Source organism: Sphingomonas sp. BL-S-30 (assembly GCF_055521475.1).
Map to the genome: position 1 here is coordinate 549,588 of NZ_CM145481.1, position 21,013 is coordinate 570,600.

Below are 21,013 nucleotides of genomic sequence, written 5' to 3' on the forward strand. Positions count from 1 at the left end.
ATGCAGCGTGGTGGATAGCCCTAGTTGAACCCCATCTGCTCGACAAAAGCCTGGCCGATCCGCCGGCGCCGTTCCCGATCCGCATAGACCAGTGCCGCGCCTTCGAAGAACGCCCCCGACGGGGTGGCGGGGATGATTTCGCAATTGTCGCTGACGGTGTGGAGATACAGGACCGACGGCAAGCCCTGCTGCTGCGCGCGCGGTGCGAAGTCGATGCGCCAGGCCGTGGCGTAGGTCTTGCCCGATGCCGGCGACGTCCAGTGCGGCGACCGCGCGGGCTCTTCGGGTTCGAGCAGATTGAGGTCGAAATCCCAATCGTCGCCCGACATCGCGGTGCGGGGCGTGAGCGCGAGGCCGCCATTGCCCTGCGGCGCGGTACCGCGGACCGGCAGATAGAGATTGCCGAAGCCCTGTTTGGGCGGCCTGCCCACCGCCGTGCCGGTGATCCATTGCGGGTTCGATGGCTGCCAGAACAGGGCGAGCGCCAGCGACAGCCCGTCGTCGAGTGTCACGGCGATCCAGTCCCCGAGATAGAGCTCGCGCGGCGACGGCGTCTGGCCGCGCAGCGCCGCCGATACGCTCGCCGTGGGGGTGCCGTCGCCGGCGGCTTTCGCGATCATCTGGCGGTCCAGCCACAGGGTGCCCCCGGTGATCGCATGGACGCGGTCGTCGAGCGTGATACCGCCGCGCTCGATGCGGAGCACCGGTTGGGCGCATTCGTAGGAGCTCAGCCCGATATCATCATTCTCGAACATCGACGGGCCGACATAGCCGGAGAGCCCTTCCATCACCGTGCCGCGGCGATCGGCGAGGGTGAGGTCGACCGCATAGTGGGCCGGCCGCGTGACCGCACTGTCCGCGCCAGTGATATAGCCGCGGCCCTGCACCGCGAGCGCATAGCGCGATCCCGGCGTCCCGACCGGCGCACCCTGCGACGCGCTTTGGAGATAGTCGAACTTCCAGCCCTTGCTGGTGCCGAACAGCGGCAGATTCCACCGCACGTCGCGCGACAGATCGTCGGAGCGGCCGACGATCTCGACCAGCGGCCGGAAATGCGCGCTATACGCCTGGTCGCCGACGGGCGGGATCACCGCCGAGGCGAGCGTTGGCCGCCCGAGCGCGGCACCGAAGCCGATGCCCTCGCCGCTGAGATAGTGGTCCCCACCATCGCCGTCGCGCCAGCCGATGCCGGTCAGGCCCAGGCACAGCTGGGTGCCGCCGAGCGCGAAGCGGCCGATCTCGAGCTGGAGGCCGAAACGCTGCCCGGCATCGTCCTCGGCGATGCCGACATAATACCACCATTCCTGGGCGAACTGTTTCTGCATGCCGAACAGGCCGGGAAGCGAGACGCGCGGCACGTTCCAGCTCGGGCCGGGATAGAGCGGCGGGAAGGCGGCGCCGCCGCCATATGGCGCGCGCCCGGTCGCGACATAGTCGCCCCCGCCGCCGCGCACGCCCGCGGCGGCGAGGATTGCGGCGGGAACCGAGGCGCGGCCGAACGGGAGCTTGTGGTTATCCTCGAACACCAGGCCGGTGGGATAGGAGACGCCGCCCTGCGAATAGGGGCAGATGTCGAAAAAGCCCTGCGGCGAATAGGTGTCGACCGCCTCGCCGGTGAAGATCTTGGTGATCGCGAGCTCGGCCAGGTCGATCAGCCCCTCCTCGATCGGAATCAGGCCCGCCGCCCAGTAATTGCCGGCATAATGGATGTCGCCATAAGTGCGGCAGCCACCGATGTCGCCACCATAGGGGATGCCGTTGAGCTTGCTCGGCGTCGCGATATAGGGAAGCGGATCGCCCGGTCGCGGTGGGGGACCGAGATCGACCGCGCCGATCGCATTGTCGAACAGCGCGTTGCCGGTGACCTTGACGAAACGGCTGCCGCCATCGGTGTAGATGATGTTCCCGCCGCCCTTGGGCCGCTTGTCGCAGGCGACATTGTTTTCGATCCGCAAAGCGTCGTCGAACGAATTGCCCTGCCAGCCGCAGCAATAGATCGCGCCGCCGTCCCACAATGTCTCGAGAAAGTGCGAGATGTGATTGTTGGCGACGATGTTGCCGCAATTGACCGTTCGCGGCGCGGGCAGGCCCCACATGCCCGAGACCGCGTTGGAGATGCCGGGGAAGCTGCCCGGATCAAGCAATCCCCAGCCCCAGCCCAGCGCGATGCCCGCCCAGGGCGTCTCGCTGATGCTGTTGTGCGCGACCAGGCTGTTGGTGGTGAAGCCGAGATAGATCGCCGCGGAATCGGCATAGTCGCGTCCGGTGCGGCGGATATGGTTGTCGGTGACGACAGTGTCGCGCGTGTGATCGGCCGGGGTCGGCTCGAAGTCGCGGCGGTCGATGCCGCCGATCTGGATCGCGGCCGACGCGATGTCGTCGAAGGCGCAGCGGGTGATGCTGTTGCGCTGGCTGCCGGTGCCGAAATCGATCGCGACGGCGCCCAGATGCTCGAAGCGGCAGCGATCGAAGCGGATGCCGTGCGCATGGGCGAAGCGCAAATTGCCGGGCGTGCGGACGACATGCGGGTCATGCCCGGTAAGGTTGGGCTGGTGCCGGTTCCCGCGCAGGTGGAAGCCGCTCTGGTCGGCGACATAGCCGTCGTCGCCGCTCGGATCGAGCCAGGTCGCGTGGCGAAAGCCGATGCCTTCGAACGACAGGCCGGTCACCGGCCGCTCGGCGGTGCCGCGCGCCTCCACCAGTATCTCGAGCGCCGGCAGGATCGCTTCCGCGGTCGCGAGATCCTCTCCGGGACGCGGGATGTAGAAGATCAGGTCCTCGTCGGTGTCGAGCACCCATTCGCCGGGCTCGTCGAGGAACTCATAGCCATTCTCGAACCGCGTGACCTGCCACAGGCTCCAGATGCCGGGCACGCCTTTGGGATCGGTTTTGGTGGCGGTGAAGAACAGGTTGGCGTTGGTCCAGCCGGGCTGGGCAAGGTGGAGCGTGCCGGGGGTGGCGCCGTCGGGCAGGGTGCGCGACCGCAGGGGGACACGCATCGTCTTCCACTGGGTGTCGATCACGGCCTCGATCTGATCGAGCTTCCGCCACGTTGCGGGATCGCGCCAGGTCGCGGGGTTGAGCTCGGTCGGCAGGTAATCGATCCCGCCGCCGATGACATAGGGGGCGCCGTCCGGCGGCGGCGCGGCGGGCGTGGTCGGGTTGGGCCTGAAACCGGCGGGGATGCCGCCATCGGCCATGGTCGTGCGGGCGCGGATGGCCCGGCGCCCGTTGACGTAGAATTGGCGCGAGCGGGCCCCTTGGGCGCTGGCGACATGGATGTTGCGCTCGGCGTCGTGGAGCGTCCAGCCCTCGATGCGGCGGCCGCCCGATATCACCGGCGCGGCATCTCCCCCGGCGACGAAGCGGACGTCCGGGCCGTCGGGGCCGAACAGTTCCGGGTCGAACACCAGGGGTGCGTCGATCCGATGGGTTCCGTCCATCAGCACGATGGTGATCCTGCTCCCCGGCGGTGCTTCCCCGGCGAAGCGGAGGATGGCGGCGTGCGCGGCGGCCAGCGTGCGCAGCGGTGCGTAGCGGGTGCCCGGCGCGGCATCGTCGCCGTCGAGCGAGACCCAGATGGTGGCAGCGGACGGAACGGGCGTGGTCGCGGTCATCGGGCGAATTTCCTGCGCGGAGAGGATCGAAGCTGCCCGGATAGAGCAACAACCCGCGCGGTGGCGGCAATCGGTTTCGAAACCGAAATGGCGCATTTCGGCCTCAGCGCGCCCGGATCGTATCGACCTGACGCCGCTGCGTTCTTCCGACTTAGAGCGAGCTGACTTCAGGTCGAGATCCCTGCCGTTCGTCTCGAGTAGCTATCGAGTAGCTCCGCAGGAGCGTAGCGAGATGGCGTATCGAGAGACAGGTGTCGCCCGGAACAGTGCCTCGATACGAGCCCTCGATACGCTCCTGCGGAGCTACTCGGTCTCACTCGGCACGAACGGGTAAAGGTAAAGTCATCAGACTCTAGGAGCGTTCGCCGCACGGCACTGCTCGAAACGTGGGCCGCTGGTATGTGCGCGAATCAGGGCAGCAACAGCGACCCGTCGCCATAGGAATAGAAGCGGTACCCATTGGCGATCGCATGGGCGTACGCCGCCCGCATCCGGTCAAGCCCCATCAGCGCCGATACCAGCATGAACAGCGTCGATCTGGGCAGATGGAAATTGGTCACCAGCCCGTCCACGCCCCTGAAGCGGTAGCCGGGGGTGATGAAGATCGCGGTATCGCCCTCGAAGGGGTGGATCGTGCCGTCCTCGTCCGCAGCGCTTTCGATCAGGCGCAGGCTGGTGGTGCCGGCGGCGATGATGCGGCCGCCGTTCCGGCGCACCTGGTTGAGGCGCGCCGCCGTCGCTTCGTCGATGCGGCCCCATTCGGCGTGCATGCGGTGCGCGTCGGTATCTTCCGCCTTCACCGGCAGGAAGGTGCCCGCGCCGACATGGAGCGTCAGCGTGGCATGATCGATCCCCGCCGCTGCCAGGCGTTCCATCAGCGCGGGCGTGAAGTGCAACGAGGCGGTGGGGGCGGCGACGGCGCCCTTTTCCGCCGCGAACATGGTCTGGTAATCCGCCGCGTCCTGCGCATCGGCCGCGCGGCGCGTGGCGATATAGGGCGGCAGCGGCATGCGGCCGGCGCGTTCCAGCAGCAGCTCGACCGGCTCGTCGCCCGCGAAGGTCAGCGCCAGGCTGCCATCCTCGGCCTTGTCGCTTGCGATCGCGCTGACGCCGGCGCCGAAATCGATGCTGTCGCCCTCGCGCAGGCGCCGCGCATTGCGGACAAAGGCGCGCCAGCGCCGTGGGCCTTCGCGCTTGTGCAGCGTCGCGCCGATCTTCGCATCGCCGCGCCGGCCCTCGAGCTGGGCGGGTATCACGCGCGTATCGTTGAACACGATCAGGTCGCCGGCGCGGAGCTGACCGGGCAGGTCAGTGACGTGAAGATCGCGCGTACCCGCGCCGTCCAGCACCAGCAACCGGGCGGAATCGCGTGGCGATGCCGGCCGGAGCGCGATGCGTTCCGGCGGCAGATCGAAATCGAACAGGTCGACCTTCATGGGAGCGGCCTCGTTGCCCGCCCGGTACCGGCGCCGATTACTTGGCCTTTGCCTTTGGAGCGGGAGCCTTGGCCGCCGGCTTCTTCGCCGTCGCCGCCGGTGCTTTCACCACCATCGGCGCGACGGGCGCGTCGGTCAGCGACAGGGTCGGTGCGACCACCACCGGCGCGGGCGGCGGGGCGACATAGGCCGGCGGATTGTCCGACCCGATATAGGCGTGGAGAATCTTGGTCGGGTTCGCCGGCGGCTCGCCGCGCTGGATCGCGTCGACATAGTCCATGCCCTCGATCACGCGGCCGAACACCGTGTATTTGTGGTCGAGCGTCAGGCGCGGCTGGAACACGATGAAGAACTGGCTGTTCGCGCTGTCCTCATTATCGGCGGTGCGCGCCGCGGAGACCGCGCCGCGCACATGCGGCAGGAAATTGAACTCGGCCTTCATGTCGGGCAGCGTCGATCCGCCGGTACCGTCGCCCTTGGGATCGCCGCCCTGCGCCATGAAGCCGTCGATCACCCGGTGAAAGGCGAGCCCGTCATAGAAATGCTGCCGGGTCAGCTCCTTCACCCGGTCGACCATCTTCGGCGCGGCATCGGGGCGCAGCCAGATGACCACCCGGCCACCGGTCGACAGGTCGAGATACCATAGATTCGCGGGATCCTTGCTGGGCAGCGGCATGCGCCCCGCGATCTGCGTATCCACATTCTGGGCAGTCGCCGTGCCCGCGACGAAAAGGGCGGATACACACGCGATCAGGCTGGCAATAAAACGCATCATATCCCCGTAACATCCTGGTCCCGATATTTCGGACCCGTAAGACTTGCAGCGCGCTTAGAGCAAATCCCCGCTTGCGCCAATCTGAACGTCCCGCTGCAAACCGCCCTCATCCGACGCAACCGTGGCGCTCATGTGGCAGGCAAGGGGAAATCGTCGTCAGCTGCCCTTGCGGCCGATCTTCTCCACGCGGGCGGCGACGTCCACCGCAACGGCCGGGGAGACGAACCGGCCGATCGGCCCGCCATAAAGCGCGATCTCCTTGACCAGCCGGCTCGCGATCGGCTGCAGCGAGACATCGGCCATCAGGAACACCGTCTCGACGCGCGGATTGATCTGCTGGTTCATGCCCGCCATCTGATATTCATATTCGAAATCGGCGACGGCGCGCAGGCCGCGCACGATCACCTTCGCGCCCTCGCGCTCGGCGAAATCCATCAGCAGCGAATCGAAGCTGACGACATGGATCTCCCCGCCGATCCCCGCCACCTCGCGCTGGACCATCGCCATGCGCTCGTCCAGATCGAACATCGGCGACTTGGACGGATTGGTCGTCACGCCGATGACGAGCCGGTCGACCAGCTTCGCGCCGCGCCGGATGATGTCCATATGCCCGAGCGTGACGGGATCGAAGGTGCCCGGATAGACGCCGGTACGCATGGTCATGTCGACTGCCTCTGCCAAGCCCGCAAGATCTGCGAACGGGGACTGCGGGGGCCGGGTGCGGGTGTCAAGGCTGCATCACATTGGGGGCCGCATCATCTCGGGCCGCATCACGTTCCAGTCCACCTGGCCGGTGATGCCGCTCACCCGGCGAAAGCTGGATGTCTGCCAGATCGTCCAGGGGCGGGCGGCCCAATCCGGTTCCAGCACCAGCCGGCGCAGCCAGAGGGGACGGTTCACGCGGGTGCTGAGGTCGTAGGCGGCATCGAATTCGCGGGTGAGGTAGAGCGTCACCGGCTTGCCGAACCGTGCCTCGACCGGACGGGTAAAGGCCGCCAGTTCCGCCATCAGCGCCGAAATTGACGGGCGCGCTGCGCAATTGCCACCGAACTCGAGGTCGATGACCGGCGGCAGCGCTGCTGGGTCGAGCGGCACGGTCGCGATGAAATTGGCGGCCTGGTCAGCGCCGGAGCGGCACAAGGTGAAGAAATGATAGGCGCCGCGTGCAATCCGGACCCGGCCCGCTGCGGCCCAGTTCCCGGCGAAGCGCGGATCGCGATGATCGCCGCCCTCGGTCGCCTTGATATAGGCGAAATCCACTTGTTGTGCGGGTAGCGCCGCCCAGTCGATCGTGCCCTGATGATGCGAGACGTCGATGCCCTGGCGCGGATAGCGCGATTCGGACGGGTGCCAGTGCGGCGCGTAGTACCAGGCGCCAAGCCCGATCGCCGCGAACAGCAGCGCCGCGCCAATCCGTAGTGGGCGGGATCGGCCTATCGGTCGCGTTCCAGGGTGAAGCGCGCGATCTGGCGCAGTAGGTCGGCCTCCGGCCCAAAACCCTGCAGGTGCTGGATCGCCTGATCCACCAGCATCCGGGCCTGCGCACGGGCGCGATCGACGCCGAGCAGTGACAGGAAGGTCTCCTTGCCCGCGCCTTCGTCCTTGCGCAGCTTCTTGCCCGCGGCTGCCTCGTCGCCCTCGACGTCGAGCAGGTCGTCGGCGATCTGGAAGGCCAGGCCGACGTCGCGGGCATAGCCGCGCAAGGGCGTCCGGCCATCAGGCGGGACGCGACCCAGGATCGCTCCGGCTTCGACCGAGCAGGCGATCAGCGCGCCGGTCTTCATCGCCTGCAGACGGGTGACGGTCGGCAGGTCGAAGCTCGCTTTCTCCGCCTCCAGGTCCATCATCTGGCCGCCCGCCATGCCCGACGGGCCGGCCGCATGGGCAAGGTCGAGCACCAGCTCGCTGCGCACGAACGGATCGGGATGAGTGGCCGGATCGGCCAGGATCTCGAAGGCCAGCGCGTGGAGCGAATCGCCCGCCAGGATCGCGGTCGCCTCGTCGAACGCCTTGTGCACCGTCGGTTTGCCGCGGCGCATGTCGTCATTGTCCATCGCGGGCAGATCGTCGTGGATCAGCGAATAGACATGGATGCATTCGATCGCCGTCGCGACCCGGCCGGCGCAATCCCGGTCGACGCCGAACAACCGCGCCGTCGCGAATACCAGCAGGGGGCGCAGCCGCTTGCCGCCGCCGATGGCCGCATGGCGCATCGCGCGGTAAAGCTCGGCGCGGGGATCGCCGGGGATGGCGAGAAAAGCGTCGAGCCGCCGGTCGACATCCGCGCCGACCTGAGTGAGCGCCGCCTGCAGCGACAAGGACGCGGGCATCGGATCAGCCCGCGGCAAAGGGTTGGGTGCCGGCGGCGCGGCCCTCGCCATCAAGCCGGATCGCCTCGATTCGCGCCTGCGCCGCGTCCAGCCGATCGGCGCAGCGGCGCCGCAGCTTGTCGCCGCGCTCGTACAGGCTGATCGCCTGGTCGAGCGGGGCCTCGCCGGTTTCGAGTCGAGAGACGATCGTCTCCAATTCCTTTAGCGCGTCCTCGAACGACAGCTCTTCAATGGGTCTCTCCATCGCGCCGCTATGCGGCACGCGGGCGAGGGGGGTCAAGGACGGCTGAGCAGGTGTTGAGCAGAGTCGGTGTGAAGTTTATGATAAATCATTGGAGGCTCACATGGCGCGCAAGACTGTCACCGTCACCTTGGGCAACATGGTCGAGATGGCGAGCAAGCACCTCGAATCCGGACGCTATGCCTCAATGAGCGAGCTGATGCGCGAAGGGTTGCGAGCGCTTGATCGGCGGGAAGCGATGCTGGATGACTTGTATCGCCGCAAGATCGACGAGGCGCTGGCCGATCCGAGACCATCCATCCCACTGGACGAAGCGTTCGCTCGGCTCGATCGTGCTCGCTGACGGCAATCAGGCTGCGCTGCTCGAAGCCTGACTTTCAGCCATCACCTCGGCGACCAGATCCTTGCGGCTGAGCTTGCCGATCATCGTCTTGGGCATGGTCAGCCGGATCACCACCTGGTCGACGCGCTCGTGCCGGCCGATCTGGGGATTGAGCCAGTCGCGCAGTTCCTCGCCGGTCGCGATCGCGCCGTCGTTCAGGGTGACATAGGCGCGCGGATGCTCGCCGCGATAGGGATCGGGCAGGCCGATCACCATGGCCTCCTTCACCGCGGGATGGTGATGCAGCACTGCCTCGATCTGGCTGGGGAACACCTTGAAGCCGGAGACGGCGATCATGTCCTTCAGCCGGTCGACAATCTTGATGAAGCCGTCCGTATCGATCGTGCCGACATCGCCGGTGCGCAGCCAGGTCCGTCCGGCGGCATCGGTGATGAACACGTCGCCATCGGCATCGGGCCGGTTCCAATAACCCTTCATGATCTGCGGGCCCGACGCGACGATCTCGCCCGGCTCGCCTTCCGGCGCGGGCTGGCTTGGATCGCCCTTGTCGACCAGCTTGACCCAGGTGCCCGGGATCGGCTGGCCGATCGTGCCCGCCTTGCCTTCGCCCTCATACGGATTGGCCGAGATCACGCCCGAGCTTTCGGACAGGCCATAGCCCTCGACCACCGTAGCGCCCGTCGCCGCCTCGAACCGGGCCTTCAGTTCGGCCGCCAGCGGTGCGCCGCCCGAGATGCAGACGCGGAGCGACGAGAAATTGGTGGCGGCGAGCTTCGGATGATCGAGCAGCGCCTGGTACATGGTCGGGACGCCCGGCAGGGCCGTCGCCTTGGTGCGGTCGATCGCCGCCAGCACCTGGCCCGCCTCGAAACGCGGCAGCATCACGATGCAGCCGCCGTTGAGCACGGTGCGATTGAGCACGCAGGTATTGGCGAAGACATGGAACAGCGGCAGCACGCCGAGAATTCGGTCGTGCATCTCGGGATGCGGATCGAGCCCCATCACCTGGCGCGCATTGGCGCTCAGATTCTGATGCGTGAGCATCGCGCCCTTCGGCGTGCCGGTCGTGCCGCCGGTATATTGGATCAGCGCGACGTCATTGACCGGGTCGATTGTCGCCTCGGGGTGCGCGCCGTCATTCGCGATCAGTTTCGAAAAGGCGATGATTCGCGGGTCATGCGGGCGCTTGGTCACTTCACCACGCTTGAACAGCCGGTAGAGGACCGATTTGGTTGCCGGCAGCGCCCCGGCGACTGACCCCACCACCAGCCGCTCCAGGCTGGAACCGTCGAGCACCTGCAAGGCGGTCGGCAGCAACGCGCTGGCCGACAGGGTGAACAGCAACTTCGTGCCCGAATCGGCGACCTGATGCTCCAGCTCGGCCGGCGTGTAGAGCGGCGAGAAATTCACCACCGTCGCGCCGAGCTTGAGGATGCCGTAATAGGCCGCGAGGTAATGCGGCACATTGGGCAGGAACAGCCCGATCCGGTCGCCGGGGCCATAGCCCAGCGCCTTCAGCCCCGCCGCGACGCGGTTCGCGCCGTCCAGCGTCTCGGCATAGCTGTAATGCCGGCCGAGGAAATCGATCAGCGGCGCCTTGCCGCTCCGCGTCGCCGCTTCGTCGAAAAAGTCGACCATTGATTGCGGCGGATAGGCGCTGTCCCAGCGCGTGGGGTGGCGATAGGACTCGCGCCAGGCGCTTTCGGGATCAGTCATTGACAAGGGTGTAAGCAGCGGTCCCGCACGGCGCAAGCGTCAGACGAAGCGCTTTTCGGTCCAGGTGATCAGCACGGAGACGGCCATCAGCCCCAAATCCAGTGCGGCGCGGAAGCTGTGCGGCGCGGTGTCACCCCGGTCGTGCGTGAGGATGCGGAGATCGGCGGAGGGATGGCGCGCCGCCATGATCAGCAATGCGGCCGCCGCGATGATCAATCCTGTTCGACGACGACGCATCGGCTACCTCCCGTGCCGCCTTCCATAGGCGCGGGGCAGGATCGGGGCAAGCCGGCGCCGTCCCGATTCAGGCAGCGATGCGCCCCTGATTCCGGGTGCCGCGTGCCCGGTTGCGGCCCGCGCGCTTGGCCTCGAACAGCGCGCGGTCGGCGCCGCGATACAGCGCCTTCCAGTCGCTCTCCCGCACCAGCGGTCCAACGCAGGTGCCGATGCTTGCCGTCACCGACAGGTCGTACGGCATGCGCGCGGCGCGCAGGCGGGCCAATACCTCCTCGGCCTCGACCGCCAGGCTGGCCGGCGTGATGATCGCGAATTCTTCGCCGCCGATCCGCGCGACCAGCGCCTGAGCAGGTACCGCCTGGCGCAAGGTACGCGCGAACACGCGCAGCACCTCGTCGCCGCCGTCATGGCCGATCGCCTCATTGACTCGCTTGAAATGGTCGATGTCGACCAGCAGCAAGATATGATCGCCTTCACGGCCGATCGCATGGCGCAGAAAGGCCCGGCGATTGAACAGGCCCGTCAGCGGATCGGTATCGGCGAGCACCCGCGCCGCGATCTCCTGTTCGCGCGCCTGATCGCGCTCGATGCTGAGCAGGCGGATGCGATAGGCGATGGCGAGGCTGGAGAAGAGCGCCTCCATCGTCATCGTCAGGATGGTGGAATTGTCGAGCCAGAAGCTCCAGCTGATCGCGTTGAGCGAACTGGCGATGCGCAGGCAGGCGAGCATGATCGGCGCTGCCCAGGCGATCGCGAACATCCACAGATAATTGCTCCGCGTCCGCCAGCCGCGCCACAGGATCGGCACGACGATGCCGATCTGGGCGATGAACACCACCGAGAAGAACCGGTCGAACAGGGTGATCCGCGACGGCGCGAGAGTCGCCAGCAGCGCGACCGTGAGCAGCATTAGCGCGCAGATCGCGTTGCTCGCCCTGGCCAGCCACCCGGCGAACACGCGCGGCTCGAAGAAGGTGCGCGCGAACAGCATCGCCCCGATCGCCGCCACGCCAAGCGACGCATAGTTGATCCGTAGCCGATCATTGTTGACGATGTCCGGCCAGGCCCAGGCCAGCGCGCCGGAGGACGATGTCGCATAGACCATCAGCGCGAACAGCATGCCGCAATAGGCGAGCTGGAAGCGGTGGCGCAGCGCGCCCCACAGCGCGAGGTTATAGACGAGCAGGGCAGTGCACAGCCCGGCGAACCCGGCATAGAGCGAGGCCATCTTCAGATTCGCATTGGCGCTTTCCGCCGGCGTCGCGATCCGAGCGCCGACCAGGATGCCGCGCAGGTTGGCGGCGCCCTCGACATGCCAGAGCAGCCGCACCAGCGGCGCGCCGCGTTCGGGCAGGCCGCGCTCGATGATCGCGCCGAGCTGGAGATGCCGGCTCGCGGCGCGGCCGTCCGTCACCGCGGAGACGATCGTGCCATCGGCGTAGAGCGCATGGAGCGTCACGCGCTCCTGCCACAGGCTGCCGATGCGCACATCGACCGGGCCGGTGGCGCGGAACGGCATCGACAGTGCCCAATAGTCGCCGGAGCCGAGCGCGGTCTGGCGGACCCTGCAATCGAAGCGGTCAGGCCGGGCGAACAACGCACGCGGGGCCATGCCGTGCATAGCCCTGGTCACGCACACCGCGACAGGCCGGCCGGCAAGCCCGGCCTGCGCCGCGGCCGGCGCCGCGCCGGCAAGCGCAAGGAGCAGCAGCGCGCCGATCGGCGCCAGCAACGTGAAAACCCACCCCTTGAGCATAGCGCGCGCTATACACCATGGATGGTAAACAAAAAGTAAAGAGCGAGGATATGGCTGAGATTTCTGGCTAATCTTCATGCCCATATTGGGCAGCGAGTCGTTCGCGAGCGGTGCCCGAGTCGCCCGAGCCAGTATTCAGGCGACTAAGCGCCTGAAAATGAAAAAGACCGCGGCATCGCTGCCGCGGTCTCTTCGTACATCGAGCTCACGCCTATTTGGCGTCGACGCTTTCGGCCTTGCCCTTCTTTTTCGGCTTCTTGGGCGGCGCGGGGACGATCTCGAACGCCAGCGCGCCGTCCTTCATCTTCACGCTCACCTCGCCGCCATGGACGAGCTTGCCGAACAGCAGCTCCTCCGCGAGCGGCTGCTTGATCTTCTCCTGGATCAACCGCCCCATCGGCCGCGCGCCATAGAGCTTGTCATAGCCCTTGGTGGTCAGCCACGCCTTGGACTCGTCGTCCAGGCTGATGTGCACGTGACGGTCGGCCAGCTGAAGCTCGAGCTGGAGGATGAACTTCTCCACCACCCGCGCCACGACTTCCGGCGGCAGGTAACCGAACGGCACGATGGCATCGAGCCGGTTGCGGAATTCCGGCGTGAACATCTTCTGGACCGCCTGCTCGTCCTCGCCCTCGCGGGAGAGCGTGCCGAAGCCGAGCGTCTCGCGCGCCATGTCCGACGCGCCGGCATTGGTCGTCATGATCAGGATGACGTTCCTGAAATCGACGGTCTTGCCGTGGTGGTCGGTCAGCTTGCCATTGTCCATCACCTGCAACAGGATGTTGAACAGGTCCGGATGTGCCTTCTCGATCTCGTCGAGCAGCAGCACCGAATGCGGCTGCTGGTCGACGGCATCGGTCAGCAACCCGCCCTGGTCATATCCGACATAGCCCGGAGGGGCGCCGATCAGCCGGCTGACCGAATGACGCTCCATATATTCCGACATGTCGAACCGCTGGAGCGGGATGCCCATGATCGCGGCGAGCTGCTTGGCGACCTCGGTCTTGCCCACGCCGGTCGGGCCGGTGAACAGATAGTTGCCGATCGGCTTGTCCGGATCGCGCAGGCCGGCACGGCTGAGCTTGATCGCCGAGCTGAGCTTCTCGATCGCGGCATTCTGGCCGAACACGACCCGCTTCAGATCGGTATCGAGGCTTTCCAGCGCCTTGGTATCGTCGGTCGAGACCGATTTCGGCGGGATGCGCGCCATCGTCGCAATCACGGCTTCGATCTCGCGCGTGGTGATGGTCTTCTTGCGCTTGTTGAGCGGCACCAGCATCTGCATCGCGCCGACTTCGTCGATCACGTCGATCGCCTTGTCCGGCAGCTTGCGGTCGTTGATGTACCGCGCGCTGAGCTCCACCGCCGACTTGATCGCGTCGGGGGTGTATTTCACCTTGTGATGGTCCTCGAACGCGCTGCGCAGACCGGCGAGGATCTTGATCGTGTCCTCGATCGTCGGCTCGTTGACGTCGATCTTCTGGAAGCGCCGCAGCAGCGCGCGGTCCTTCTCGAAGTGGTTGCGGAACTCCTTGTAGGTGGTCGATCCGATGCAGCGGATCGTGCCGCCCGACAGAGCCGGCTTGAGCAGGTTGGACGCGTCCATCGCGCCGCCGCTGGTCGCGCCGGCGCCGATCACGGTGTGGATCTCGTCGATGAACAGGATCGCGTCAGGCAGCTTCTCCAGTTCGTTGACGACCGCCTTCAGCCGCTCCTCGAAATCGCCGCGATAACGGGTGCCGGCAAGCAGCGCGCCCATGTCGAGCGAATAGATCACCGCAGGCAGCAGGACGTCGGGAACGTCGCCCTCGACGATCTTGCGGGCCAAGCCCTCGGCGATGGCGGTCTTGCCCACGCCGGGGTCACCCACATAGAGCGGGTTGTTCTTCGAGCGGCGGCACAGGATCTGAATGGTGCGATCGACTTCGGGCCCGCGCCCGATCAGCGGATCGACCTTGCCGTTCTTGGCCTTTTCGTTGAGGTCGACGGTGAACTGCTTGAGCGCGCTCTCGCTCTTGCCCTTGCCGTCCGGCTTCTGCGTCTTTTCCTCCTCGGCACCCTTCACTTCGCGGGCTTCCGGGGCGGCGCCACCCTTGCCGACGCCATGCGAGATGAAGCTGACGGCATCGAGACGGCTCATGTCCTGCTGCTGGAGGAAATAGACGGCATAGCTCTCGCGCTCGCTGAACAGGGCGACGAGCACGTTCGCGCCGGTCACCTCGTCGCGGCCCGACGACTGAACGTGAAGGATCGCGCGCTGGACGACGCGCTGGAAGCCCGAGGTGGGCGAGGGATCGGTCGCGGCATCGACCTTCAGCGCCTCGAGCTCGGTGTCGAGATAATGCGCGACGGTCGCCTTGAGCTCCTCGAGGTCGACCCCGCAGGAGGTCATCACCTTGGAAGCATGCTCGTCGTCGATCAGGGCGAGCAGCAGATGTTCGAGCGTCGCATATTCGTGGCGCCGCGACGACGCGGCTTCGAGCGCCTTGTGGAGGGTGGTTTCCAGCGCTGATGCGAAAGAAGGCATTAGTTTACTCCATGCGGGCCGCAACGTGGCGGACGGCCCTTTCCTCTTATGTCGGAAGGCAGGGCGCCCGCATCAAGCACTTGACGAATGCTCCGGCCTGATCGCCGTGCCGGAGCGTCGCTGCTCATCGCTTGAATAGGTCGTTGGCGCTTGCCCTGTGGTTAACGGCGCGCGTCAACCGGGTCCTTGTCCGGACGATTTCCGCCTCCAGCGCCTCGATGCGCGCCTGGCACTCCTCGACCGACAGGGGATCGAGGTCTTGCCGTGCAAGCTCGGTAAGCGGATCGCCCGCTTTTCGCGCGAGAATCTCGTCCGGGTCCATGGCATGGAACGTTGACCCGGCAGACCGCGATGTCAATAAGGCCGGGCAATTCCGCGACGGGGGGCGGCGGATTATGGTGGATATTCCAACGATGATGCAGGCGATCGACCCGGAAACCCCGGGCGGGCCCGAGGTGATGCGCCTGGTCGAACGCCCCGTGCCCGTGCCCGGCCCGGGCGAGGTGCTGATCCGCGTCGCCGCGGCCGGCGTCAACCGGCCCGAGGTGATGCAGCGCAAGGGGCTCTATCCGCCGCCGCCGGGCGCGCCGTCGATCCTCGGCATGGAAGTGTCGGGTGTCATCGCGGCCGTGGGGGAGGAGGTTCAGCCCGAGCTGGTCGGCCAGCCGGTCTGCGCGCTGATCAGCGGCGGCGCCTATGCCCAATATGCCGTCGCGCCCTATGGCCAGTGCCTGCACGTGCCCGAGGCGCTGTCGATGGTCGAGGCAGCGGCGATGCCGGAAACGCTCTTCACCGTCTGGACCAATTTGTTCGAGCGCGGCTATGCCAGGGAAGGCGACACGGTGCTTGTCCATGGCGGCACCAGCGGCATCGGCACCATGGCGATCGGCCTCGCCAATCTGTTCGGCCTCACCATCATCGTCACCGCCGGATCGGACGAGAAATGCGCCGCGGCAACGGCATTGGGCGCCGATCATGCGATCAACTACAGGACGCAGGATTTCGTCGCCGACGTGAAGGCGATCACCGGCGGCAAGGGCGTGGCGGTGGTGCTCGACATGGTCGGCGGCGATTATGTGCCGCGCAACCTGCAATGCCTCGCCGATGACGGCCGCCATGTCTCGATCGCGGTGCAGGGCGGGCTGATGGCGACCATCCCGATCTTCGAGATCATGCGCCGACGCCTGACCCTGACCGGCTCGACCCTCCGCCCGCGCGACACCGCGTTCAAGTCGATGGTCGCCGACGAACTGACACGCACCGTCTGGCCGCATGTCGAGCAAGGGCGGCTGAAGCCGGTGATCGACCGGACCTACCCGCTCGCCGAGGCGCCCGCCGCGCACGAACGGATGGAAGCGGGCGACCATGTCGGGAAGATCGTGCTGACGATGGAATAGGGTCCGTACTTGGTGGGGGATCGGCCTGTTCGAGCTTGGCGCGCTACGCCGCCGCCGGGATGCGGTTGGACTGATTTGCGGCACCTGCTCGCGGGCGATCGACAAGCACTCCTTGTCGATCGCCCGTTGCATTTGATTTGACGTTCGGCGCGGCACCGCCATGAAGGCGGCCGCAAAGGGGAGCGCCACATGTCCAGCCTGATCCTCCATGAATATGCCGCGTCGGGGAATTGCTACAAGATCCGGCTCACCGCCGCGCATCTCGGCATTCCGCTCGACCGCCGCGAATATGACATCATGAAGGGCGAGACCCGGTCAGAGGCTTTCCTCGGCGGCGTCAACGCCAATGGCCGGATTCCGGTGTTGCAGATCGGCGACGATTATCTTCCCGAAAGCGGCGCGGCCTGCCTCTATCTCGCCGACGGCTCGCCTCTGATCCCGCACGACCGGTTCGACCGCGCCGACATGTTCCGCTGGATGTTCTGGGAGCAGTATAATCACGAGCCCAATGTCGCGACCCTGCGCTTCTGGCGTCACTTCATCGGCGAGGCGGGGCTGACCGACCTGCAACGCGCTCAAATTCCGGCGAAACAGGCGGCTGGCGAGGCCGCGCTCGAGCTGATGGACGAGCATCTGGCGCAGACGCCCTTCTTCATCGGCGACCGGCTGACCCTCGCCGATATCGCGCTCTACCCCTATACCCATGTCGCGGAAGAGGGCGGTTTCGACCTCGGACGCTACCCCGCGGTGCAGCTCTGGCTGGCGCGGATCGCCGCCGATCCGCATCATATTGCGATGAAAGCGTAACCTGGCTTTCACATCACTGGAATCAAGCTGTAACATAAAGCGGCCATAGCGCGGGTCCATCACGGGCTTTGCGGGATATTGCCAAGATGGATGCCATCACCAGGATCGCGATGGATAACAGCATCGCCGATTTCGCCGATTTCGCCCATTCCAAACCGTCGATTCCGGAGCGCGAGGTCACCGAACGCCGCAAATATCGCACGATCTGGATTTCGGATATCCATCTCGGCACGCGTGGCTGCAACGCCGATATGCTGATCGACTTTCTCGATCATGTCGACAGCGAGCGGATGTACTTGGTCGGCGACATCATCGACGGCTGGCGTCTCAAGAAGAAATTCTACTGGCCGGCGTCGCACAACGACGTGGTGTGGCGCATCCTGAAGCGCGCCAAGCGCGGCACCGACGTCATCTACATCCCGGGCAACCATGACGAGGTCGTGCGCCAGTTCACCGGCCTGGATTTCGGCGGCGTCTCGATCCGCCGCAATGCGATCCATGAAACCGCTGACGGCCGCCGGTTGTTGGTGCTGCACGGTGACGAATTCGACGCGATCACGCTCGCACATAAATGGCTCGCGCACGTCGGCGACGTGGCGTATGAATTCATGATGGCGCTCAACAGGTTGGTGAACGCGTATCGCCGCTTCTTCAAGCTGCCCTATTGGTCGCTGTCGAAGCATGCCAAGGCGAAAGTGAAGAACGCGGTGGAGTTCATCTCCAATTACGAGGAAGTGATCGCTCAGGCGGCCGGCGCGCGCGGCGTCGACGGCGTCGTGTGCGGTCACATCCACACCGCCGAATTCCGCAACATCGGCGGCATCGAATATTATAATGACGGGGACTGGGTGGAGGGCTGCAACGCGCTCGTCGAGCATTTCGACGGACGGATGGAGTTGCTTCACTGGCCCGACGAGATCGCCGCGAGGGAATCCGATTTCCCTGAAGCGGCGAAGATCGAGATGCTGGCGGCCTGAAGAGCGTGCGTATCGCGATCGCCACTGATGCGTGGGCCCCCCAGGTGAACGGCGTGGTGCGGACGCTGCAGTCCGTTCGCGCCGAGCTGGAGCGGCAAGGACATGTCGTGATGGTCGTCTCACCCGACCTGTTCTACTCGATGCCTTGCCCGACCTATCCGGAGATCCGCCTGGCCTTTGCCAGGACTCACGCGGTCGGCCGGATGCTCGCTGATTTCAACCCGCAGGCGATCCATCTCGCGACCGAAGGCCCGGTCTGCCTCGCCGCGCGACGCTGGTGCCTGATGAACGAGTTCCCGTTCACCACGGCCTATCACACCCAGTTTCCCGACTATGTCTCGGCGCGGACCGGGGTGAACCCGGAATGGGTCTGGCGCTATATCCGGTGGTTCCACGCCCCGGCCCAGTCGATCCTGGCGTCGACGCCCTCGATCGCCTCGACGCTGAAGGAACATGGGCTGGGCAAGGTCCGTCACTGGGGGCGCGGGGTCGATCTCTCGATCTTCTCGGCGGCGACCGCGCCTGATCCCGCACTGGCCGGCCTGCCCGGTCCGATCCAGCTCTATGTCGGGCGGGTCGCAGTGGAGAAGAATATCGAGGCGTTCCTGACGAGCAGCCACCCCGGCACCAAGGTCATCGTCGGCGATGGCCCGGCGCGCGCGTCGCTCGAGGCGCGCTATCCGGAGGCGAAGTTCCTCGGGCCGCGCTTCGGCGCTGATCTCGCTTCGGCCTATGCCAGTGCGGACGTGTTCGTCTTCCCGAGCCGTACCGACACGTTCGGCCTGGTGATGATCGAGGCGATGGCTTGCGGCGTGCCCGTCGCCGCCTATCCCGTCACCGGCCCGGTCGACGTGCTGAACGATGCGGTCGGCGCGATGGATGACGATCTGACCACGGCGATCGCCCGCGCCCTTACCAAGGATCGCGCCGCCTGCGCCGCTTATGGCCGGACCTTCACCTGGGAAGCGAGCGCCCGCCAGTTCCTCAGCGCGCTGGTGCCGGTCGACGGGGACGAGGCGATCGCTGCCTGACGGGCAGCATCAGGCACATTGCAGGACCATCCAGGCGGCGTCGAAATTGCCCGCCCTGGCGTCACTCTCGCGGATCCAGAAATAGAGCGTGCCGCAATCGCCCCACATCATGTCGACGTCATCGTCGGTATCGAGTTGGAGCAACAGTCGCCACTCGGTAGCGCCTGCCGAAAGCGCCTCAGCCTCGGGTCGGGAATAGCCGTCCCCATTGCCCAAATAGATGCCGTTGGAAGCGAGCTGGCATTCCAGCTCCATGGAATCTCCCTGCACCGGGCGCGGGAATCCGCCGACCTGATGTCGGGGCTCGGTGCCGGAACTACTGTCGAGCAGGGTATAGGCATCGTCCCACGCAGCGGTGTCGAAGGCGTCGGGGCCGAATTCCACGAGACGGTCGGGGTCTGGCATCGACTCGATCAGTCGAAAGTCGACGGGTAACGCACCATAGCGTACCGTCAGGTCAGCAGGCGGCGCGATGGGGGCGTCGGCCCGTCCGTCCGCATCGTGGATGACCGCCCAGCTCCCCTCGATCTTCGGGATCGAAGCCCCATGTTTCCTGCTCCGGATGATAGAAGAAAAACAGCGTCCCGCGAGCGGGCAGCCAGTCCGGGCCGCCCGCCGCGCGCATCGCCGCACAGTCCAACTGGGCGAGGAAGGCAAGCGGCACGTCGCGCCATTCGGGCCATTGATGCGCGGAGGAGAGATCGGGCGAGCCGCCGATCGCCGACCCGGTCGGCTGCTCGCAATGTTCGACGGCCAGTGCAGGCACCGTGCGCTGCTTCATTGCCGCGATCAGCGCGGAGTCCGTCGTTGCCGAGTCAGGCCGGTGCCCGAACAGCCGAGAGAAGAAGGAAGGCATCGTCGCTCCCGGTTCAAGGGGCCGATATTGTGCCCGAACAGGATTCCTTCTGCCTCAACATTGGGGTTCCGCAAAGCTCGCGCCTTGCCACCCCGCTCAAGGGCGACTAAGTCATCAACATTGTGCGGCCGCTCCGAAAGGGGCGGCCCTTATTGTTTGCGCTGCTTAGTGCTTTTGAGGAGTTTCCGGTGGCCCAGCCGCTCATGCCCCATGCGACCGCCTCCTGGCTGGTCGACAACACGTCGCTCAGTTTCGAGCAGATCGCCGACTTTTGCGGCCTGCACATCCTCGAGATTCAGGCGATCGCCGACGATACCGCCGCGACCAAGCTGACCGGCCGCGATCCCGTCCGCGCGCACGAGCTGACTCAGGACGAGATCGACAAGGGCCAGGCCGATCCCGATCATCGCCTCGTCATGCTGAAGGGGCCGGAACAGGTCCGTCGCACCAAGGGCCCGCGCTACACCCCTGTGTCGAAGCGGTCGGACAAGCCCGACGGCATCGCGTGGATCATCCGCAACCATCCGGAAATCTCGGACGGCGCGATCGGCAACCTGATCGGCACGACCCGTACCACCATCGCCGCGATCCGCGATCGCAGCCACTGGAACATCGCCAACATCACGCCGAAGGATCCGGTGACCCTGGGCCTGACGACTCAGCGCGAGCTGGATGCGGCAGTGGCCAAGGCAGCCAAGGCTGCGGGCATCGAAGCCCCCGTCGACACACGGCTGGAGGGCGACCGCGAAGCGCTGATCACCGAGCTGCGTGCCCAGCGCGACCAACTGGCTCGCGATGCCGAGGCAGCCGAAACAGGCGAACAGGCAGCACCCGCCGAACCGACCGCGGAAAGCCTGTTCCGCCGTTGATGACGGACGCCCGCGCCGTGTAGACGGCGCGGACAATTGCCGCTGCCGTCATGCCGGACTTGTTCCGGCATCCGTCGTTCCGCAAAAGCAACCGGTGT

General features: G+C 66.2%; 20 protein-coding genes. 6 read left to right on the forward strand and 14 right to left on the reverse strand.

What is annotated here, in order from left to right; genetic code table 11:
• Positions 1–20: 20 nt before the first annotated feature.
• From ACZ1I5_RS02315 to ACZ1I5_RS02345, 7 genes are all read right to left on the reverse strand, one after another.
• The gene (locus tag ACZ1I5_RS02315) at positions 21–3,617 is read right to left on the reverse strand and encodes a hypothetical protein (RefSeq protein WP_465172135.1); all 3,597 of its coding nucleotides are present in this window, start codon (positions 3,615–3,617) and stop codon (positions 21–23) included.
• 410 nt (positions 3,618–4,027) lie between these two features.
• Entirely contained in the window at positions 4,028–5,053 is a 1,026-nt protein-coding gene (gene queA, locus ACZ1I5_RS02320) for a tRNA preQ1(34) S-adenosylmethionine ribosyltransferase-isomerase QueA (RefSeq protein WP_465172136.1), read from the reverse strand.
• A 37-nt stretch (positions 5,054–5,090) separates the two neighbouring features.
• A complete protein-coding gene (locus ACZ1I5_RS02325) occupies positions 5,091–5,825 on the reverse strand; it encodes a peptidylprolyl isomerase (protein ID WP_465173874.1) in 735 nt (244 codons plus the stop codon).
• Between the two features lie 159 nt (positions 5,826–5,984).
• A complete protein-coding gene (gene coaD / locus ACZ1I5_RS02330) occupies positions 5,985–6,485 on the reverse strand; it encodes a pantetheine-phosphate adenylyltransferase (RefSeq protein WP_465173875.1) in 501 nt (166 codons plus the stop codon).
• A gap of 81 nt (positions 6,486–6,566) precedes the next feature.
• On the reverse strand, positions 6,567–7,265 hold the full coding sequence (locus ACZ1I5_RS02335; RefSeq protein ID WP_465173876.1) for a GH25 family lysozyme: 699 nt from the start codon (positions 7,263–7,265) through the stop codon (positions 6,567–6,569).
• Entirely contained in the window at positions 7,262–8,158 is an 897-nt protein-coding gene (locus ACZ1I5_RS02340) for a polyprenyl synthetase family protein (protein WP_465172137.1), read from the reverse strand. Before ACZ1I5_RS02340 ends, ACZ1I5_RS02335 begins: the two co-directional genes overlap by 4 nt.
• A 4-nt stretch (positions 8,159–8,162) precedes the next feature.
• A complete protein-coding gene (locus tag ACZ1I5_RS02345) occupies positions 8,163–8,402 on the reverse strand; it encodes an exodeoxyribonuclease VII small subunit (protein WP_465172138.1) in 240 nt (79 codons plus the stop codon).
• A 100-nt stretch (positions 8,403–8,502) separates the two neighbouring features.
• Between ACZ1I5_RS02345 and ACZ1I5_RS02350 the strand changes: the two genes are divergently transcribed.
• On the forward strand, positions 8,503–8,742 hold the full coding sequence (locus ACZ1I5_RS02350; protein WP_465172139.1) for a ribbon-helix-helix domain-containing protein: 240 nt from the start codon (positions 8,503–8,505) through the stop codon (positions 8,740–8,742).
• 6 nt (positions 8,743–8,748) lie between these two features.
• Here ACZ1I5_RS02350 and ACZ1I5_RS02355 read toward each other — a convergent pair whose 3' ends face one another.
• The 5 genes from ACZ1I5_RS02355 to ACZ1I5_RS02375 all read right to left on the reverse strand — a co-directional run bounded on the left by ACZ1I5_RS02355 (position 8,749) and on the right by ACZ1I5_RS02375 (position 15,300).
• Positions 8,749–10,458: a long-chain-fatty-acid--CoA ligase gene (locus ACZ1I5_RS02355; protein WP_465172140.1), complete on the reverse strand. Its 1,710-nt coding sequence runs from the start codon at positions 10,456–10,458 to the stop codon at positions 8,749–8,751.
• Between the two features lie 39 nt (positions 10,459–10,497).
• Positions 10,498–10,695 carry a hypothetical protein gene (locus tag ACZ1I5_RS02360; RefSeq protein ID WP_465172141.1) on the reverse strand — a complete coding sequence of 66 codons (198 nt, stop codon included), beginning with the start codon at positions 10,693–10,695 and terminating at the stop codon, positions 10,498–10,500.
• 67 nt (positions 10,696–10,762) lie between these two features.
• The gene (locus ACZ1I5_RS02365; RefSeq protein ID WP_465172142.1) at positions 10,763–12,451 is read right to left on the reverse strand and encodes a GGDEF domain-containing protein; all 1,689 of its coding nucleotides are present in this window, start codon (positions 12,449–12,451) and stop codon (positions 10,763–10,765) included.
• 211 nt (positions 12,452–12,662) lie between these two features.
• Entirely contained in the window at positions 12,663–14,978 is a 2,316-nt protein-coding gene (gene clpA, locus ACZ1I5_RS02370; protein WP_465172143.1) for an ATP-dependent Clp protease ATP-binding subunit ClpA, read from the reverse strand.
• A 124-nt stretch (positions 14,979–15,102) separates the two neighbouring features.
• Entirely contained in the window at positions 15,103–15,300 is a 198-nt protein-coding gene (locus tag ACZ1I5_RS02375; protein WP_465172144.1) for a DUF1192 domain-containing protein, read from the reverse strand.
• A gap of 73 nt (positions 15,301–15,373) precedes the next feature.
• Here ACZ1I5_RS02375 and ACZ1I5_RS02380 point away from each other — a divergent pair, with 73 nt between their 5' ends.
• The 4 genes from ACZ1I5_RS02380 to ACZ1I5_RS02395 all read left to right on the forward strand — a co-directional run bounded on the left by ACZ1I5_RS02380 (position 15,374) and on the right by ACZ1I5_RS02395 (position 19,190).
• A complete protein-coding gene (locus ACZ1I5_RS02380; RefSeq protein ID WP_465172145.1) occupies positions 15,374–16,375 on the forward strand; it encodes an NAD(P)H-quinone oxidoreductase in 1,002 nt (333 codons plus the stop codon).
• Positions 16,376–16,564: 189 nt separating this feature from the next.
• Positions 16,565–17,182, forward strand: a complete 618-nt coding sequence (locus ACZ1I5_RS02385) for a glutathione S-transferase family protein (protein WP_465172146.1) — start codon at positions 16,565–16,567, stop codon at positions 17,180–17,182.
• Between the two features lie 86 nt (positions 17,183–17,268).
• Positions 17,269–18,159 (forward strand): UDP-2,3-diacylglucosamine diphosphatase, encoded by an 891-nt coding sequence (locus ACZ1I5_RS02390; RefSeq protein ID WP_465172147.1) that lies wholly within the window; start codon positions 17,269–17,271, stop codon positions 18,157–18,159.
• A gap of 5 nt (positions 18,160–18,164) precedes the next feature.
• Positions 18,165–19,190, forward strand: a complete 1,026-nt coding sequence (locus ACZ1I5_RS02395) for a glycosyltransferase family 4 protein (RefSeq protein WP_465172148.1) — start codon at positions 18,165–18,167, stop codon at positions 19,188–19,190.
• Positions 19,191–19,199: 9 nt separating this feature from the next.
• On the opposite strand, the gene ACZ1I5_RS02400 is transcribed toward ACZ1I5_RS02395, so the two are convergent.
• Positions 19,200–19,595 carry a DUF1963 domain-containing protein gene (locus tag ACZ1I5_RS02400; protein WP_465172149.1) on the reverse strand — a complete coding sequence of 132 codons (396 nt, stop codon included), beginning with the start codon at positions 19,593–19,595 and terminating at the stop codon, positions 19,200–19,202.
• 52 nt (positions 19,596–19,647) lie between these two features.
• Positions 19,648–20,046, reverse strand: coding sequence for a DUF1963 domain-containing protein (locus tag ACZ1I5_RS02405; RefSeq protein WP_465172150.1), 399 nt, complete (start codon positions 20,044–20,046; stop codon positions 19,648–19,650).
• 203 nt (positions 20,047–20,249) lie between these two features.
• On the opposite strand from ACZ1I5_RS02405, the gene ACZ1I5_RS02410 reads away from it, so the two are divergent.
• On the forward strand, positions 20,250–20,915 hold the full coding sequence (locus ACZ1I5_RS02410) for a cell cycle transcriptional regulator TrcR (RefSeq protein ID WP_465173877.1): 666 nt from the start codon (positions 20,250–20,252) through the stop codon (positions 20,913–20,915).
• The last annotated feature ends 98 nt before the right edge of the window (positions 20,916–21,013 follow it).